We start from the raw sequence: 19,561 nt of genomic DNA, 5'->3' as shown, positions 1-19,561 counted from the left end.
ATGCAAAATCAGATTCTTATGCCCCGAATGCACGGTGCGCTTTTTGAAGGCAGTGAAACCGAAATATTGCAGTTTGAAGGGACGATGGGGGTATCAGAACTCTATGAGTTTCGTGTTGAGCTTGCATCCAAACGCCTCATTCTCGGTAATGAAATTATTAATCATCCTGCCAAGATGACTTTTACGACCAAAGGGGGAGCCGAAAGCTCTCTGCATGGCCGCGTCCATTACTTCAGCCATACAGACAGTCTCGATGAATATTATGTGTACCAGATGATTATTCAACCTGAAGTGACTCGCCTGCAAAAAACCAGACGTACCCATGTTTATCTCGAAAAAAGAATTGAGGAAATTCTGCGGCATGTTTTTCAGAGAAATAATATTAATCATGTCCGATTTGATCTTGTGAATTCTCATCCTGTACGCGAATTCGTATTTCAATACAATGAGGTCGACTGGCAGTTTGTGACTCGCTGGATGGAGCAAGAAGGATTATTCTATTTTTTTGAACACACTGCTGATAATGAAGTTCTGGTTATCACCGACAGTAACTCCACATTACAACTGAATAAGGACATCAATCGACTATTCTATCACGGCTATACAACGGATAGTGAATTCGACCCCATGGCCAACCTGATTTATGATTTTCAATTTACCACCGCCTCCCAGCCTGCTGAAGTTAAAGTAAAATCGTACAATTATCAACAATCCTCCAAATCCTACAATTCTTCCGCAGCCATTGATCCCCAGGGAGTTGGAGAGATTGTTTACTGGGCTGAAAATGTTCAAAGCCAGGAAGAAAACCAGCGTATCGCTAATCAGATTGCCGAGAGCTTCAAGTGGCAAAAAGAGATTTTCAATGGCACCGCCAGTGCAGCACTGATCAATCCCGGCAGTTTTATACAACACCAGCATTTTAAGCTCGGTCATTTGAATAAGCCGATGCTGATTATCCACGCCAAATATAGCGGCTCGCAGAAAAAATCGTTTTTTTCCTATCATTCAGTCGCTATTGATGCAGCGGAGGATCATTTCTCCTGCGACTACCGTGCAATCGATAAGGCAATCCCTTTTCGCTCCGTTCTTCAGACGCCTATTCCCCGCATCAGCGGCGTACTCCCCGGTTTCGTAGACCATGAAGGAGGTGAAGATACTGTCCAGATTAATGAGAAAGGGCATTATAAGTTTCGTATTGCCATCAGTGATGATGGGCCAGGAAAGGGCTCCCGCTGGGTCCGCAAGCTGGAAAGTTATATTGGCGACAAATACGCTTTCAGCCTGCCTATGCGTAAGGGAATGGAAGTTGCTATCGGTTTTCATTTTGGTAATCCGGATTTGCCTATTCTTTTAGGCGCTATTGACAATTCAACTCATCGGAATCTGATTATTAGTGATAACCAGCACTATATGGGACTGCAAACGAAGGAAAACAACGTATTCTTTATCAATGAACAAAAAGGGAAAACCCAGGGAATAAAACTGCGTACTCCTCACAATAATACCACCATGATTCTGGGTACGGACAACATATTCCAATCGCAGCAGGATATGGGCTACTATCTGAGCACTTTAAGCCACTCAAACTCCTATATTGGTAAAGACGCCAATATAACCGTCAAACAGAATAAAACGCTTAGTGTAGACAAGGATTACACCCGTTTCGTCAAAGGGAACGCTACGATGGTTTGCCATCAGGATACAAACTACCAGGTCAAAGGGAATGAAACTGTCCAGATCAACCAAAGTCAATACAATTTTATTGATCAAAATGTAATGAGCTCCATTGGGAAGCACATGATTACGGAGGTTAATGGTAATTTTGCCTTGCACACCTTAGGATCCCATATTAACTCTGTAAAAGGATTCACCGGCAGTTATCATCTGGGCGCCACTATAAAAAGTTACACTGGCTGCCATATTACGGATACTACAGGAATCGATATTAAATCGGTCCTGGGAGGATTCATTCAGTACCTGGGTCCTTTTTCAATGCACATAACCCAGGGATTTAAATACACGGATGATTCAGCGACCAGTTTGCACACCTCTCCTATGATAATCCAGGAGGCGCTTGGCATGATCATGCTTCAAGTGGGAGGATCATCGCTGATCATTGACCCATCTGGCATTAAAATTGTGGCGCCCAGTTTAACAATAGACTGTCCTGCGACGAACGTTTCCGCAGCGGTTACCGCTTTTGACAGCGCTGAGTTTGGAGTGACTGGCAATGTTACTATCGGCGGCGCATTGATCAGTCTGGGTATACCAAGCCCGGATGCAGCTGCAGCAGCTGCTGCAGCGGGTGAAGCCGCTGCAGCTGTCGGCGCAGGAAGCGTGGTTTCAGAAGGAGTAGCTGCAGCAGCAGAAGAAGCCAGTTCCTCTGCTGTCGAGCATATCACAGAAGTCATCAGCACTACACTAACCGCTGTGGCTGGTGCCAAAATAGCCGTTGGCGCTACGGTATTTGCGACAGACGTTATGTCAACTCTGGCAGGCAGTGCACCTCCGTCGGCCCCATCACCCGCTTCAGCGCCCCCGGAAGTTCCACCGGCTCCAGATGATGGTCTTGGGAGTTAAGTTAGTTCGGATATGTCATTATCTCTATGCAAAAGCAGAGGCTCTATACTATCCTAAGCTAAAACTTGAAAACCATCCCGGTGATTTTGCGGTTTCTTCAAGCAAATGAATTTGCTTTATATTACTAATGCGAAAATTTTGATCCCAGCGTTCTTTATCCCAGTCCAGCCAGTCAAAAACTTCGAATCCCAGCTCTTTAAGCCTTTTAATACCCTTATCCCTGTAGGTTTCCTGCTTGACAACCAACCTTTCATAATAGCGTAAATTATAAAAAGGATTAAGCGGTACGGTATCCACTGCTTTTCTAAAATATTGCAGATTATTTTCATTTAAATCAAAAAAATAATTAATATCACCCAAAAGAAAATAAGCTTTTCCCAGTATTAATTTCTGCTCCCGGTCCTTTGTGCCTTCTAATAAAGCCACTATTTCCTTCAAGGACTCCAGGATCCGTTTAAAATTTTTTGTATGCTCTGCAAGGTGTTCTTTCTGAACATCCAAATTCGCCGAGTAGGTTGCCGGCACGCGAATTAGCTCACAAAAATAATCAACTTTTCGCATCAGGGCTTTAACCAGAGCTTTACAGTGATATTCCTTTTCAATGCTATCCGTCGGTTGACAGGATTTGAGCAGTTTAATCGCATAAATAATATGGGCAATTTTGCATTTTGAAATATCAGTGTTTTCGGCCTCATCCGCATCGACGAGAATTTGGGCATAGAATCGTTTTGAACTGGTATAATGCTCAGTCCTGTCATCGCATGGATTGAGTTCATAAGCCTGTCTGCTGGCTGTCAGAGCTTGCGAATAAAGGGGAGCTGCCTTTTCCCAGTCAGTCAATCCTCTGAAATCACGACCCATTTTTAATTTCTTTTCTGATTCCTGATGAAAATAGGTGGAAGCCAGTGAACAGCTATTCCGATCGAAATTAATGCCATCAGAACATCTCTGATAAAGTGTATACGCATCCTCAAATTTTTGATCTGCCACCAGCACACGAAACACTACTGCCGGTTCTCGTTTAGCTAATTCGGGATCGAGCTTCATTGCCAGCCGAATATTGCCAATATTCCTTGCATCTCTTAGATAATGTTTCGCCAATTCAATCGCCAAAATGCTGCCTGCAGTCACCAGGGTCATGTGTTGGTCAGCACTAAAGTGTTTGATTAAATAAGTACAGGCTTTTCTGAGATCTTTCAATTCAACAATCAGGTTAACGGCACTGGCGAAATTTTTCTTCTCAAGAAAATACTCTATATAAATCTCCAAATCCTGCAGGTAAATTTCGGGATCATAGTACAAGGCATGTTCCAGATTTCTCTGAGTTTTAACCTTTGGATTCTCCATGAACAAATTAACAGGAGTAAAACCATAGAACAGGCTTTGCTTATCCTGTTTCGCTTTATCCAGATAATCTTTTGCAACTGCCTTTGCATAATGGCTGCCATTCAGAAAAGAATAGCGCTGGTAGAAGCCAGGCTCAAGATTTTCTCTTGTTTGAGTAATGAGGTGACTGTCCTGAGGGTCAAGACTGGGAATTAAATCCCATAAATTCAGCGCGGCGAAACTTTTTCCAAAATAAGACGGAGGAGATATTCCCCGCCCGGAGCTAAATTGAGGGAAATAAAAGGAGTGATTTCGATAATAAAGGAGCAAGTCTTTTTGCAATTCAGTGGAAACCTCAGAGCTTCGATTTTGGCAAGCCAACTGCTGAAAACGATGAGGCAAAGGGTATTTTATTATCGTCTCATGAGGCCGATATCCTTTTAAATAACCATAATAAGCAAACTTGCGCAGTGATAACTGCACCAGGTGTTCATCGCAATGATTAGTAAATCCTAACCAGCCCTTAAAAGATTCGAAATAGTATCGCCATCGTTCCGCAGGGCGCAGTTTATAACCATCTGTATAAATATAATTGGCTCTTGCTAATTGCTGCCACTTGCTTTCAAATTGATTCTGACTACATTCATAAAGAATGACGTCAGGATAGTAACCCATCACACTGCGATATGCTTTAGGGATCCGGCCCATCGCAATTTTATTGATAATGCTCACCGACTTCCCAATAAATTTATCAATGAGCACAATAATATAACATTTTTAATAGTAGATGAACTATTTATGGCTTAGATCATCGATTACAGCGGCTTGAGCTGAATGCACATGCTCTTCTGTTTTTGTATTTTTACTGCTTTCATGACCAACCCCGGACATTTCCCTGCGAGTCGTTTCCGTCGTTGTGCAGGCAAAAATTGAAAACCAGAAAGCAATAATCATTGTAGATATCAATGTTTTCATTATCTGCTCCTTCCTGGAAGAGATAAAACGACTGAGTCCAATTACTGCTCTGGCTTCTGTCTATCCTATAATTAAAGAAAACTATTTAAAGATAGACGACGCTTTGAAAATTAACAAGCGAGGAATTTTGCAATGAATCAACCCAAAGACTCTCCCGATCAAGGCAGTGAAACTGAAGAACCGACAGCGGTCGAGTCAGCCGATGATAAAAAACTGGATACCGAACAGGACGAAGGACGCCTTGATAACAAAGAGCGCGATCCGAGAACCGGGGATTTTCGCAGCTCATGACGGTTATTTTCTTGAAACAAAGGGATTATCCTTGATGTAAAAGCGTAGTAATTCGTTTGCCCATTCCTTGGCATAATTAACGCCAATTCTAGGTGTTTTAACAATCGAAAATGGGGTTTGTCCTGGCTCATCCTGCAGAAGATAAAAGTGATCGCTTAAGAGATCCTGTCCATAATGCTCTTTGGTGATCCCCATTGCTTTTGATAACAAGCCAGGGCCTTGAGTACGCTCTGAGATATTTTTGATGGGCTCGAGTGCCCGCAACAAAACGCCACAGCCCTTCCCCTCTGTTTCAGTGACAATATTGGTGCAGTAGTACATCCCATAAATCAGATACACATAGGCATGGCCCGCTGGTCCAAACATGACACGTGTTCTTGGAGTCAGGCCTTTTGAAGAGTGCGCGGCAAGATCATGCTGTCCCAAATAAGCCTCCACTTCAACAATACGCCCTATTTTCTGTTCATTACCAATGTGGCGAACCAGATATTTTCCCAGTAAATCCTGTGCCACAATGGTCGTATCCCGGGCGTAAAATTCACGTTCAATTTTTTTCATATAAGACAAATACCGAAATTTCTATTAGTATGTTAATTCCAATTACAGTCATAGACAGGGAGCCGCTATGAGTTCTAGCGTTAATTATAAACCAAATGATTACAATCACATCACCCCTTATCTCATTGCCAAAGAGGCGCGTAAGGCCTTGGAATTCTATAAAAAGGTACTTGGCGCAGAAGTTGTCATGTGTATGGATGGTCCCGACAACCGCATTATGCACTCTGAGCTTCGTATCGGTGATTCCAAATTTATGCTTGCTGACGAATGCGAAGAAGCCCATGCCAAAAGCCCGGCAAGTTATGGCGGCTCGCCAGTCGGCTTATACGTCTATGTTCCAAACGTGGATGAAGTGGCTAAACTCGCAGAAAAAGAAGGGGCCACAATTACTCGTCCTTTAGAAAACCAATTCTACGGGGATCGTACCTGCACTTTCACTGATCCTTTTGGGCACATCTGGTCCATTGGCACTCATATCGAGGACGTTTCAGAAGAAGAAACCCAGCGGCGAATGGAAAAGATGATGAAAGAACAGAGCAGTAAATAAATGTTCCTGGCAGCAACACTGTCATTAAGTTAGCTCAATGTATATTAAACTGTCCTCCCCGCGAAGCGAATAGGTGTTAACTTAAGAAGTTCGTACCTTACGAAATTCTCTCGCCCCTCAGGGGAGAGAGTTAGAGAGAGGGGGGTTAAAATCAACCCTCACCCTAGCCCTCTCCCAAACTTGGGAGAGGGGATTTTCTCTTACGTTTACACCAACGCAGGCTCAGGAATAACAGAAAATTCATTAACTTAATGGCAGCGCCTGCCAGTAATCACTTCTACCAGCAACTCATCCCCTTCGCAGCTGCTGCGCTAATTTTCTCTTCCTGCTGATACCCTTTGTATGAATGAAAATAGAGGCCACCAGCATCTGGCTCAACCAACTCTTCCAAAGCCAAATCATTGGGTTTAAATATTTGCTGTAAATCAGCATAGGAATCGCGGTCGTTCTGACTGTCAAACTGTGAATCGCAACACTCCAAATGGGGTATCGACTGTTTTTTGAAGCGCCAAAGATTGCAGAAAACCAAACCCATCTGCAAAATCATCAGGCTGGCGCCTATTCCCGGATTGAGTACAAAACCTGCAGCAATCAATAGAGTGCTGGCAAGCAGCACCGCAAACAGATTATAACCCAGAGTAAAATACAGATTTTGAGTAATATTACTCATCGTTTGCCGAGCGACAGTAAAAATAGTTGCAATGGGTAAAAGCGAACCGCTCTGGATAATAGCGCCCGCTTTTTTCAATGTCAGCACATGAGAGGATTGCGATTGAACACCCACGCCAAAATCAGCATCAGTGACCGCCACTGAATCATTCGCCGCATCACCCACCATTGCCACGACATAGCCCAAATCTTTCAACTCTTTAATTAATTGTGATTTAGAATGGTCCTTGTCTTTATCGGCCAAGGCAACTCTGCCTGCCCAGATATTAGAAGTTGGGATCTTAAGGCGTTTAGCATAACGGTTTGCAGTTTCTTCACAGGCACCAGTGCTGATGAATACTTCGATACCATTGGCTCTCATAATCTCCAGAGTACGGAATGCATCTTCTCTCAAAGGATCGACCAGTTTAAAATAAACCTGCAGTTTTCCGTTAATGGCGACATAGGCTAAAGAATCCGCATCATCGAGGACACTCGGATCAATATCGACAGCAATCTGATGTTTTCGCATGAAATCTTCATTACCAATACAGATCTCAAACCCGTCAATGATCCCGCTGACTCCCGAGTGATCCCTGTTATTAAACTCTTCAATCTGCAAAGACTTATACTCTTCTCCAAAAGCCGCAGTGTGCTCAAACAAGGCTTCACCTATAAAATGCTCCGCCTTTTTTTCAAGGGCGGCAATATAAGAAAATATGCGTTTCTGATTCAGAACAGGATCTAAAAACTGTACTTTTTCTACTACCGGAATGCCGGTGGTTAAAGTGCCATGGAGATCAAAAACGACTGCAGTGACTCTTGCGGCGGTTTCCAGGGCCTCAGGACTGCTGAACTGAACCCCATGTTGGGCTGCTTTGTGGATTCCGATTTTCATTGCCGTAGGAACAACTAAGCCCAAAATACAGGGACAGGCAGAAACCAGTACTGAAACTGCGCATTGAATAGCAAGAACGGGAGGAAAAAAAAGACCGATGATAAGACCAGTCAGCGCTGCGATGGCAAACACCGAGGGGATGAAATACTGCATAAGCCTGTCGGCTGTATGCTGAATCGGTGCTTTCGAAATCTCTGCAATCTTTAAAGCATGATCCATATGTGCAAGATGCGATTCAGCTTTTGTATGACTGACCCGCATCATCAAGGGAGAGGGGTATTTTGTAAGACGCATTCCTGAAAGTAACTCCGTACCCTGTTTGAGTTTCTTAGGCAGGGGATAGCCATTGATCTCCCTTGTATAAAATTCGCAGCCTTCCGTCAGGCAGATTCCATTCACAGGGATTATCTCTCCTGGAAAAATACAAAGAATTTCTCCCTTCTCAATCTCTTCCAGTGGTTTTTCTGTCAATTGTTCATTTTCATAGACATGAACAAACTCTGGCAGATCATCTTCAAAGGCTTGCGCAGTAATTAACTGTCTGGTCAGGGAGTTTTTAATCGCCTGACCTATATGACGGAATCCAAGAATCAATAAGGCCGCTTCAAACATCATGGAAAACCAGGGAACAAAAAATGAGGCCAGGGAAACCACCAAAACCACCAGGGTACTTATGGCAAATAAAGTATCCATACTCAATTTTTTTGATTTGAAAATATCCAGATAAGCCTGTTTGAATGTAGAAAAGCCTATCAGAAATGTCAGTAAACTGCTGATTCCGCCTATTGCAATCATGGCCGCCAGAGGGAGACCGCCTGAAAGAATACATAGAATCATTAAGACAAATCCGGCAGTAACCCCCACACTGCCCTGAAACCAGTGTGAAACTAAGCCATTTTTTAACTGATTCCAGAACGTGCTCTGGTCTTCGTCCTCGATATTTGATTCCAGTGCAGGCGATTGGGGCTTCGCTGTCGTTCCGGTTTTGGGTAATGTTTGAAAACTTAGAGAATAGCTTTCCATAAACCTGCAAGTAACACACATTTCCTCATCAAGAAAACCGCAAATCTTGCCGCCCAGCTCAACATCCTCTTCATTATGTTCCCATACAATCACTTTAAGCGTTTTGCTTGCCGGGTCGGCATAATATTCATATTTTGGGTTAAAATCCGCTTTCAGGCGGTTTTCGATCGGCTGGGTGCAGGCACTACAGGTTACATCAGGAATAGAAAATTGATAAATAATGGTCATGAATTGCCCTTTGTAGAAAGTGATTCATCCCTGGACTGACATTATCCATTTCCATTAAACCCTTCGCTTTCGCGAAGGAATACATGCTAAACGGTTTACGCATCCATTTTGCGAATCATTCCTTTCATATGCTCGCTGCGAGCCACATCGGCCTGTGCTTTCTCTGCCAGTGCTTTAGAACGATAGGGACCAAGAAGTACCCGATACCAGGTAACCTGTCCCTGTGGAGCAGAGGTTATCATTACATCAAAACCTTTTAATACCAGATTGGCTTTCACTTGTTCAGCATCCGGGCGTCGATTGAAGGAAGCAATTTGCACCAGGTAATACTCTTTCGTATTTTTGGCTGCCGGAGCTGCCACTGGTTTGCTTTCTGCAACTGTTACTGCTTGCGGGGCTGGCGGGGCTGGCGTTTTAGCGGTAGTTGCCGGCGCTGTCGATACGCGGGCTACTTGAGAAGACTGTTGTGCAGCTTGTTGCGCGGTTAGAGTATTTGTAGAGGGAATCGCACGGGGTGTGCCGGCTCCTGGCCGGTTAGCCAATACCTGAGGACTGGAATCTTTAGCCAACAGGGTATAAAACTCAAATTTTGGTTTCGGAGCTTCGGCCTTTTTAGCCGGTATTGTTGCCTCGGGATGAATTTCCTGAGCAGCAAGCACATGTTTATTAAGCCATGCGCTCAAGCTGGTAAAATCGAAAATCGTGGCGGTAAGATAACCGCCCAAAAAAGAGGCCAGCAACAATAGCAATTGGCGGGGCGCATTGCTTCGTTGTCGTGACTGTCGCTTTCTTACGTAATCCTTTGCCATCACATGCTCTCTGGGCATGATACGCCCAATAATTGTAAACCATTCCTTAAGACCTGCCTTACAGCAGTCAATAAACACAATCTTGCAGAGCGTAGAGTATCTTGTTCACACAATAAAGTCACGGCATTGTAATAACTATGAAGCCCGTTTGCGAGTTCACGCAGATAATAGGCAATCTGATGTGGTTCACAAACAGCAGCTGCTGAAGCAATCACTTCGGGATATCGACTGATCAAAGTCATCAAAGCCAGTTCATGAGGTTCAGTCAGTTTTGAAATATTCGCCAGGCCTGTTTCCTGACTCCAGCTTAAACCTCTTTCCTTTAATTGCCTTAACACACTGCTAATGCGCGCGTGAGCATACTGAATGTAATAGACTGGATTATCATTGGACTGGGATTTGGCCAAATCCAAATCAAAGTCCATATGCTGCTCAGGTTTACGCATAACATAAAAAAAGCGAGCCGCATCCTTACCCACCTCTTCTCGCAACTCACGCAGAGTCACAAAAGAGCCGCTTCGGGTAGACATCTGAACACGATGCCCGCCACGGTATAAAATAGCAAACTGTACCAATAACACATCCAGCGCACTGTCATCATGGCCCAAAGCATTAACTGCTGCTCGGATTCGAGAAATATAACCGTGATGATCGGCGCCAAAAATATCAACCACACGGTCAAAACCGCGATCATATTTATTCCAGTGGTATGCAACATCTGAGGCAAAATAGGTCGTTTGACCATTAGCGCGGACTAACACTCTGTCCTTCTCATCATCAAAATCGGTCGCCTTAAACCATAGCGCGCCTTCGTTGGTATAGGTGTGCCCGGCATCTTTCAAAGCCTGGATCCCTTTTTCAATCGAACCGTCTTCCAGCAGATGCTGTTCTGAGAACCAGCAATCAAAATGGACACCAAAGTCTTCCAGATCGTCTTTAATATCATCCAGAACAGAATCAAGCGCTGCTTTATGAAAATATTTAAACCCATCAAGACCCAGTAATTGCTTGCAGCGTTCGATAATCGCATCAATATAGAGTTCCTTGTCGCCGCCTTCGGGCTCATCAGCAGGCAGGTTTTCCCTGATTAAAGTCCAGGCCTTTTTATATTCATCGCCATGCTCTTCAAATACTGCAGCAGCAATATCATTAACATATTCCCCACGATAACCGTTGGCCGGAAATGTAATCGTCTCGCCGGTCAGCGTCAAATACCTCAGCCAGACACTAACAGCCAGAATATTCATTTGCCTTCCGGCGTCATTCACATAGTATTCGCGGCTCACTTTATAGCCCGCAGCACTTAGCAAATTCGCCAGCGTAGCACCAAACGCGGCTCCACGGCCATGACCTACATGCAGAGGCCCTGTGGGATTGGCTGACACGAACTCAATTAACACAGACTGCTGCTTGCCGAGATCACTGTGACCATAATGTTCCTGCTGTTCCAAAACAGTCGCAATCACCTGTGACAAACTATCTTTTTGCATAAAGAAATTGATAAAACCGGGGCCGGCAATTTCAATTTTTGCAATGCTCTCCGGTTGGCCTATTGCTTTAATCAATAACTCGGCTAGCTGACGAGGAGCCTGACGGCAGGGCTTTGCTAATATCAAGGCCAGATTGCTGGCAAAATCGCCATGTGAAGTGTCTTTACTGCGTTCTACTTTAATTTCAACCTCAACGTCCTGTGGGATAATGTTAGAGGCTTTCAGGGAGTGAATCGCATCAGTAAGCAAATTTTCGACAGTCAGTTTCATTGGCTTAATTCATTTCGTCAAAAACCAACTATTATGCGCTTTTTCACGTCAGATGCAAACTATTATCGAGGCTGGACAACAAAGTCCAGCCCTATGCAACTACAAGTTCTATTGAACATTTAAGCTTGCGGCTTAAAACATTCTCCATAAGGACTCTTTGGATTTTGTCATTTTGAAGTTGCGGTAAAAATAACAGGCGGGATACATGAGCATTAATCCCATTAGCCAGAAACCCAGGAGTCCACCTGCCGAGCTGAGTTTAGCGGGTAACAGTATGGAAATTATATAATAGAGATACCAATGACAAATGAAAAAGAACAACGCGCATTGGCCAAAGGTTTTCAAGGGCTGCAGGACAAAGGGTATGTGTCCGATACGGTTTTCCAGTTTTAGCCACAGCAGAATTCCTGTCAGATTAATGCCCCAGGCAAAAAGAAAATAGGAAAGACTGGGAGGATATTTACTGGAGCAGAAATACGCACGCCAGTCCAGATGTTCACCAGGTACCAGTAACTTATAATCACCCCAGGAAAATATTCCCTGTAAATAGGCAGTTTTTATCAAAAACCAGCTTGCCAGCAAAGCCAATGCTATCCACTGTAAAAGTTTAATGCTTTTCCCATCTCGACGAGAAATGATCTTGCCAATAATGAGTCCAAAGGCGACTGCAGGGAACCAGGGAAAGGGCATAAAATCAAAATCCACATGAATCCCGTGAATGTCATAGCCTCCCCCTAGTAACAACAGAATTTTGCCCAAGGTTGGAGAAATATCCGATGCTTGAGTCTGAAACACCAGTAACTGGTTGATAATTATTATTCCGACGCCAATCATTAACGGCAGCCAATATTCGATAGCAGAATGTGCTTTACCCCAGGCAGTTTGTTTTATAGCTTCAATTAATCTTAAGCAACAAGCCGCTAACATCATGCATATGCCCAAGGCATAAAGAACACCTACGTATAAATAAAAATGCTCGGAGGAAATGGTTTCAAAGAAAGCCATGATAGTAAACTGGACGGTTACCATCACTGCTCCACGAGTTAGCAAGTATCGCCAAACTTCATTGGGGTGGTAACCTTCCTTCAGACGAGAATGCCATAGAAAGTGAATTCCGATGCCCATCATCATAAAAAAACCACCTGCGACAATGGACGATACACCCACTTGCTGGAAAAAATCGACCCAAAAATCACCCTTCCATGCAGGAGAAGCATCCATGTGATAATTGGAATAACTATCTGACCCCATGTATTCGCGGCCGTGAGAAAAAGCCATCATCATCATAATCAGACCGCGCTGTATATCTAAAGCGCTGAAACGGGCTGTTTTTCCACTGGCTCTGGTTTTCGTTTCATCATTCAGAAATGAGGCTTGCGAAATAGCTGACTGATTTTCTTGCAAGATATTCAAGATTAATATCCTTATCGTTGAATGGTCCAAATAGGTGATGAACATGGCATTGCCTGTTCATCGTGGACCTATCTTTGCAATTTATAGGCGCTTAATCAAGAGCTTCTGAATCGTGCAAGCAAATATTCACCTACTGCCCGAATACCCATCGCCTCTCCTCCTTCGGGTTTTCCTGGTTTGGAGGAAGTGTTCCAGGCCATCACATCAAAATGGAGCCAGGGAGTGTCTGCGGGAATAAAGCGTTGTAAAAATAAAGCGGCAACAATTGCTCCGGCATAAGGCGCCGCGGAACAATTGGATAAATCTGCAATTGAAGAATCCAGCAAAGGCGCGTAAGGTGCATAAAGCGGCAGACGCCATACCGGATCATTGACCTTCACTGCCGTATCGTAGAGCTCATTCGCCAATGCATCGTCATTACAGAACAGGGCTGAAATCTCGGTACCTACTGCAGTTCTCGCAGCTCCGGTTAAGGTGGCAAAATCAATGATAAGCTCTGGTTTCTCCTCACCCGCCAGAGCAAGCGCGTCAGCAAGGACTAACCGTCCTTCCGCATCAGTGTTATCCACTTCCACAGTAAGACCATTTCTCATCGTTAACACGTCACCAGGACGATAGGCGTCCGGGCCGATAGCATTTTCTACAGCGGGGATTAACACTTGCAGTCTGACCGGGAGTTGCTTATCCATAATCCACTGAGCCAGACCTAGCACTTGCGCTGCTCCACCCATATCTTTTTTCATCAGACGCATGAAATTAGAAGGTTTAATATCCAGACCGCCGCTGTCAAAACAAACTCCTTTTCCAACCAGACAAACCTTGGGATGATCTTCCTTCCCCCAGTTTAAGTTTAATAAGCGCGGCTGATGAACAGAGGCTCTTCCCACAGCATGTATGGCAGGAAAATTGGCAGTGAGAAGCTCATCACCAACCCACTCCTGAAAGCTTGCTTCATAACGAGTGGCCATCGCTTTAACAACATCCGCCAAATCCTCAGGCCCCATACAATTAGTGGGGGCATTAATCAGATCCCGAACCAGAAATGCGGCATCCACATCCTGAATAATATCTTGAAGGTTCTCTTTAAGTATTAAAACCCGAGGCTGTATTTCCTGCTTTTTATAACGATCGTAGCAGTACTGGGCCAAACCCCAGAAAATAATATCCGCATTGCTCAAATCCTGCTGCAGCTGATAATTCCCTTCTGGCAGGCGGGAAGCAGCGATAGCCAGCGACAGCGAATAATTGTTGGAATCCCCCGCTCCCAGATACACTTTCTGACACTTTCCATTGTCGCCGCTAATGATACAAATATCCCCCGCATTTCCCTTGAAACGCTGGGTAAAAAACTGATTACGCTCAGAAGCAGTAAGCTCCGGCATTCCCGAGGCCCAATCCTGTTTAGCAAGCAGAAAAACAGGAACGATATCCTGACCTTGATGTTTATAAAATAATTCTGCCTGCATAGCCTACTCCTTAATTAGTCCGCGAAATTGCCGGGGTCTTACACCGGTTAAATACAGTGCTGAAAAATAAATAAGAATTGCCGCACCCACATGAGCGAACAGCAGCATGAGCCTCATAACCGATGAAAGATGCAACCACGTTTGGACATCGCCACTGGCATAATAGAGATAAACGGCAATTAATGTATTGGCAAACAACAACTGCATTATAAATTTTAGCCAAGCTTTTGCCGGATGATAAATTTTTTTACGCAAAAGCAGAAAAATAAGCAATCCGCAGTTTACATATCCTGCAAGGGTCGAAGAAAGCGCCAAGCCTGCATGGGCCAGGGGCCATATCAATACAGCGCAAAGAATACTGTTAACCACCATTGCGATGGCCCCGATTTTTACCGGCGTTTTAATATCCTGACGAGCATAAAACCCTGAGGCGAGCACCTTGATCATCATAAAAGCAGGCACGCCACTGCCTAATGCAATCAGGCTTTTCTGAGTTTGCAGAAGATCATTTAAATTAAATTTGCCATAGGAAAAACAACAGGCAATCATTGGCATGGAAAAAACAGCCAGACCAATACCTGCCGGCAAGCCAATTAATAAAATGAGCCTTAATCCCCAGTCCAGCGCCCGAGAATAGCGTTCATTGTTTTGCTCGGCATGACGGCGTGACAAATGAGGCAAAATAACCGTGGCAATTGCCACACCAAAAACACCAAGAGGAAAATCAGTCAGGCGATCCGTGTAGTAAAGCCAGGAAACGGAACCTACTTTTAAGAAAGAGGCAAAAATTGAGTCGACCATCAAGTTTAACTGGGCAATGGAAACGCCAAAAAGCGCAGGAATCATTAATTTCATCACCCGCTTCACCCCTTCGTCCTTTCGCGCCAGACGGGGTCTTACCAATAAGGTTCTTTTATAAAGAAAAGGCAGCTGAAACAGAAACTGGGCGACACCTGCAATAAATACTCCCCAGGCCAGTGCGACAACCGGCTGAGGCAGCATGGGACTTAAATACCAGGCCGCCAGGATCATGCTCAGATTTAACATGACAGGTGTTATTGCGGGAATGGCAAAATAGCCATAGGTATTCAACACGGCACCCGCCATTGCGGTTAACGAAACTAACATCAGATAGGGAAACGTAATACGCAGCATTTCTGTGGCCAGCAAACTGCGCGGACTCCCCTCTCCAAAACCGGGAGCAAAAATAAAAATAATCAGCGGCGTGGCCAGAATACCGATTAGAGTGACTACCGAGAGCACTGCGGATAATTGGCCCGAAACGCGCGCGATAAACAGCCGCACATCATCAACGGACTGCGTTTGCTGATATTCAGCCAAAACCGGAACAAATGCTTGTGAGAATGCGCCTTCGGCAAATAAGCGCCGCATAAAATTGGGGATCCGAAACGCTACAAAAAAGGCATCCATTCCAGCCCCTGCGCCAAAAAGCTGGGCGATGACCACATCACGGGCAAAACCGGTCATTCTTGAAATGAATGTCATCACGGAAACCAGTGTGGTTGAGCGCAGCAGGCTTTGTTGTTTTGGAAGCATTATCTCAGTCGCAGACATGATTATTCAGATTTAAAAGAAAGAATGATTATCCCATTAATTACCAACTGAGTCTAACGCTCACTACCATTAACCTACGTAAATTTTGCAATTAGCTATATGGCCTAATGTCACGTACTTAAGGCTTTACCCCTACTCCCCTACGTCCCTCGGCTTGTCCGAGGGATCCAGGAATCTCATGTCAGGATTGGATCTCTGGATCCCTCGGACAAGCCGAGGGACGTAGAGACTAGGAGCAGACTGTGTTTTCTGAGATGTGTAGATACCCATGGAGCAAACCACGGGACGTAGGTAAATTTATTTCATTCTTGTCTTAACAATCATATCCGACATCTCCGGACCCTCTACTGAACCGTTCGTATAATTTTTGCTTTTTTCAACAATCACCTGTGTGGAGGCCCCGATTGGCCCAACCCCAACACCAAGCTTGACACTTGTTTTATTTTCTTTATTCGAAAATCCCACTTCTCCTCCCGCGCTGAGAAGGCTCAGTTCACCTACTACGGTCACTGTTGTACAGGTATCCTGATTGCAACTTGGCTTCGACCGGAAAAAAGTCTGTCCTTTTGCCGCAGAAACCCGGGCACCCACACTAAACCCCTCAGAGGATACATTGCCAGTGACATCGCCAGTAAACAAATCTACGCGGCTGCCACCCTCGGTTTTTAAAACCTCGAGACGGGTGGAAGCTGCAACACTGACTGAGGGTATGCCGCTTTCCGTAGTGACCTGGACAGCCGACACACTGGTCGACTTCGTCAATTCCACTTGTATATTTTCGCTCAGCTTTACAGGCTCTACAAAGGAAACACTGTTTGAAACCGCTGCTGTTCTATCAGCGTCTCTGATGCTGAGACCAGGTTTATTAAAAAAACCAATATTGCCAGTTGGAATTTGTTTCTGAGGGGCTGTGGTATATTGACCCGTCTTGGGATCACGCCAGCGTGTTTTGTCTTTCTTATCTTTTTCTTTCTGTTTTTCTTTAGCAGGTATAGTTAATTTGGTACGTTCAGCTTTGCTCGAAGAAGCGCTTGTTTTCTCTTTAGCCAATTTCTTTTGAGGGGGAGTATTCTTTATTTTTTCAGAAAGAGCCGGTCTTTTCAACGACAAGGGCAGTGTTTCAGGCACAGCCGATTTCTGTAAAACCACAGTTTCCTCTATATCCATTGCTACAGGCTGTTGCTCTCGAGCAGGAGCAGGCTTGTTGACTGCCTCATCTAACTGCTTGCTGAACTGGCCTTTCTCACCTGAGTTATATACAGGGATGGCATCAGGCTGTTTGGCGGTTCCAACCGTTGCTTTCACGTCCTGACCATTCGTTTGCACGCCAACTCCCACACCGCCTTTGAATACTTCTTTAACGGCTTGTTCGCCAACTTTTACGACACTCTTTAGCACCTTGGTTCTGTTTTTATGAACGCGTTCCTGTTGCTGCACTTCCAAGCCGCCAAATCTACGCTCGCCCACATTCACCGCAGTTTTATGAGCCAGTTCAAATATTCCTCTGCCCTTCGTAATCTCATTTGGGGGAAAATTACCTCCCGCTGTTGCAAAACAGGCGTTAATAAAAGAATCCCTTTGTCTGACAGTTGCAGTGGTTTCCAGATGTTGATTGCAAATCATCGTTAGTTCCGTCTTTTGTTGTCCATTCAGAGGCGCAAACCCGGCTTTTTTGAATTCCTTGTCAATTTTCTCTATGAAAACCTGTACAATGAGATTGGCTTGAGGCACGCTATCTAAATATTTAACCGTTTGTACAGTAACTGGTTTTTGAGATTCGTATTGAGCGAGCAAGGCTTTGGCAGCGGGTTCAGCTCTATTGGATTCCATGTATCGGGTTGCCGAGCGGATCAGGCGTTTTTCATGCCTTTTTGAACTACCACCCTGATCTTTCTCAAACTGTACACGCATCGCTTCTTTTGCAGCGCTATCATGATAGGCAGGATCCCCGCCCCAAAACTTACAGGCCAAAGTATCAGCCATTCGTTGAGCAATAGCCTGTATGCCTCCTCCAGCATGCCGCTCGGTCTTAACTAATTTCTCCGCAGTCAGGGAGTCATCCCATTTTTCAAAAGGAACAAGCGGTTCGACTCTGGCTCTTTTAACTCGGGATATTTCATCGCCATCATCATCTGCTTTTCTTTTTCCTGAGCTTTTTTCGCCAGTTATTTCTGCCAGTCTCTCTGTCAGTTGATCGAGATCCATCACTTCCTGCCATTCTTTGACCTTCTCAGCAATGTCGTAATCCTCATAATCCTGCTCACTGCCGCTCCACAGAACGCGCTCATTGCCATCATCATCCTGCACGGTTAATTTGACCCTTTTGTCCTGATGATTCATATAGGCATGGATACCACCAGCAGCTCCTGAAGCCAGTGCGGTAGCAACAAGAGTAGCAGGCTCGAGGTTCTTACCCAAAGGCTGCTGAAGAATTATGTTTTCAGTTAGCGTTGAAGTCACCTGGCTGCTGGTTGCGGCTGTCGCGGCGGTAAGTGACTGGTTCACAACCGCTTTGAGCGCTGAGCTGGCAGGATTAATTAATTTACTCAGTGCAATTTGAGATGCCTTCGAGGTCCACTCGGACGTTTTATTACCTACAACATTCGTAATTCCACCAACTACCACCTCACCTATCAATTCTTTTCCAGAAGGCAGCTTCTTATTATCAACTACTGCTTCCATGACTTTTGCAGTAGGTCGACTCAAGGCACCTGCCAAAATTATGGCCTTATACCCTTCTCCAACCAGAGCCGCAGGACCACCGCCCGCGAGAGCCGCAGTTCCATTAATCAGAGCTGTTTTAAAATAGTCACGTGTACTGCAATTTTTATCTTGTATCACTTTTATGGCAGTTCCAGTCGCTGAGCTCATTAATACAGCTCCCGCGACAGGATTTATAGCACCCACTGCCACAGCAGCAACCATCTGAACTCCAGAAAATGTCAATTTAAGTATCTGATTACTAGTGACGCCTCCCATCAGGCCATAAGATACACCAATAACGACTTTTTTCCCTGAAGGCCTCAGATCAACGACTTCCACCTGCCTGGGATTCAAAGTTTTAAACTGCTCTTGAATGAAGGTACAAAGAAGCTGCTCGTTATTCCGAGAAGCCGGAAAAGTCGACAAAGACTTAAATGACTCAGTTAACTGGTAATCATTGGTTCTAAAGGACTCACCTGGTGTGCGCAACTTAAATTGCAACCGCCCCTCATGAAGGGAAACCGAAATGGTGTATTTTTGGAAATTCTCAAATTTTACTTTCATGCTGGACTTAAGGGAAACAAAATGCGCCATTATAGCACATTATTGCCATCGTGATTATAATAAGCACACAAAGACCTTAAATTAATTCGTTAAATGCAGGCCGGAGAGATTCCATTTCTGGAATATCAAAATTATCCCTGTTTGAAACTTCATAAATATTGACAAAATCGAGTGCATTGTGCATGATCTGCATCTTT

Annotated in this window: 13 protein-coding genes; 3 read left to right on the top strand and 10 right to left on the bottom strand. The window is 44.6% G+C overall.

Annotation, left to right across the window (positions count from 1 at the left end):
* Positions 1-2,580, top strand: a complete 2,580-nt coding sequence (locus LXA66_RS12895; protein WP_233013473.1) for a type VI secretion system Vgr family protein — start codon at positions 1-3, stop codon at positions 2,578-2,580.
* Between the two features lie 48 nt (positions 2,581-2,628).
* Here the strand turns inward: LXA66_RS12895 and LXA66_RS12890 are convergent, their stop codons facing one another.
* Positions 2,629-4,638 carry a hypothetical protein gene (locus LXA66_RS12890; protein ID WP_233013472.1) on the bottom strand — a complete coding sequence of 670 codons (2,010 nt, stop codon included), beginning with the start codon at positions 4,636-4,638 and terminating at the stop codon, positions 2,629-2,631.
* Positions 4,639-4,698: 60 nt separating this feature from the next.
* The gene (locus LXA66_RS12885; RefSeq protein WP_233013470.1) at positions 4,699-4,881 is read right to left on the bottom strand and encodes a hypothetical protein; all 183 of its coding nucleotides are present in this window, start codon (positions 4,879-4,881) and stop codon (positions 4,699-4,701) included.
* Positions 4,882-5,013: 132 nt separating this feature from the next.
* On the opposite strand from LXA66_RS12885, the gene LXA66_RS12880 reads away from it, so the two are divergent.
* Complete coding sequence (locus LXA66_RS12880; protein ID WP_233013469.1) at positions 5,014-5,172, top strand: hypothetical protein; 159 nt, start codon at positions 5,014-5,016, stop codon at positions 5,170-5,172.
* A 3-nt stretch (positions 5,173-5,175) separates the two neighbouring features.
* Here the strand turns inward: LXA66_RS12880 and LXA66_RS12875 are convergent, their stop codons facing one another.
* A complete protein-coding gene (locus LXA66_RS12875) occupies positions 5,176-5,730 on the bottom strand; it encodes a DNA-3-methyladenine glycosylase (RefSeq protein ID WP_233013467.1) in 555 nt (184 codons plus the stop codon).
* Positions 5,731-5,797: 67 nt separating this feature from the next.
* Between LXA66_RS12875 and LXA66_RS12870 the strand changes: the two genes are divergently transcribed.
* Entirely contained in the window at positions 5,798-6,277 is a 480-nt protein-coding gene (locus tag LXA66_RS12870; protein WP_233013466.1) for a VOC family protein, read from the top strand.
* A gap of 277 nt (positions 6,278-6,554) precedes the next feature.
* Here LXA66_RS12870 and LXA66_RS12865 read toward each other — a convergent pair whose 3' ends face one another.
* The 7 genes from LXA66_RS12865 to LXA66_RS12835 all read right to left on the bottom strand — a co-directional run bounded on the left by LXA66_RS12865 (position 6,555) and on the right by LXA66_RS12835 (position 19,364).
* Complete coding sequence (locus LXA66_RS12865) at positions 6,555-9,074, bottom strand: cation-translocating P-type ATPase (RefSeq protein WP_233013465.1); 2,520 nt, start codon at positions 9,072-9,074, stop codon at positions 6,555-6,557.
* Between the two features lie 95 nt (positions 9,075-9,169).
* Positions 9,170-9,883, bottom strand: a complete 714-nt coding sequence (locus tag LXA66_RS12860; protein ID WP_233013463.1) for an SPOR domain-containing protein — start codon at positions 9,881-9,883, stop codon at positions 9,170-9,172.
* Entirely contained in the window at positions 9,883-11,643 is a 1,761-nt protein-coding gene (gene argS, locus LXA66_RS12855) for an arginine--tRNA ligase (RefSeq protein ID WP_233013462.1), read from the bottom strand. The genes LXA66_RS12860 and argS overlap by 1 nt, the downstream gene beginning before the upstream one ends.
* Positions 11,644-11,775: 132 nt before the next feature.
* Complete coding sequence (locus LXA66_RS12850; RefSeq protein ID WP_233013461.1) at positions 11,776-13,056, bottom strand: heparan-alpha-glucosaminide N-acetyltransferase domain-containing protein; 1,281 nt, start codon at positions 13,054-13,056, stop codon at positions 11,776-11,778.
* Positions 13,057-13,151: 95 nt separating this feature from the next.
* The gene (locus tag LXA66_RS12845) at positions 13,152-14,522 is read right to left on the bottom strand and encodes a M17 family metallopeptidase (protein ID WP_233013459.1); all 1,371 of its coding nucleotides are present in this window, start codon (positions 14,520-14,522) and stop codon (positions 13,152-13,154) included.
* A gap of 3 nt (positions 14,523-14,525) precedes the next feature.
* Positions 14,526-16,097, bottom strand: a complete 1,572-nt coding sequence (murJ, locus tag LXA66_RS12840) for a murein biosynthesis integral membrane protein MurJ (RefSeq protein ID WP_233013457.1) — start codon at positions 16,095-16,097, stop codon at positions 14,526-14,528.
* A 297-nt stretch (positions 16,098-16,394) separates the two neighbouring features.
* The gene (locus LXA66_RS12835) at positions 16,395-19,364 is read right to left on the bottom strand and encodes a hypothetical protein (protein WP_233013456.1); all 2,970 of its coding nucleotides are present in this window, start codon (positions 19,362-19,364) and stop codon (positions 16,395-16,397) included.
* Between the last annotated feature and the right edge of the window lie 197 nt (positions 19,365-19,561).

The organism is Legionella sp. 16cNR16C (assembly GCF_021297775.1).
Lineage (GTDB): Bacteria > Pseudomonadota > Gammaproteobacteria > Legionellales > Legionellaceae > Legionella_C > Legionella_C quinlivanii_A.
The sequence above is the reverse complement of the archived record's forward strand: the minus strand, read 5'-3'. Positions and strand labels throughout refer to the sequence as shown.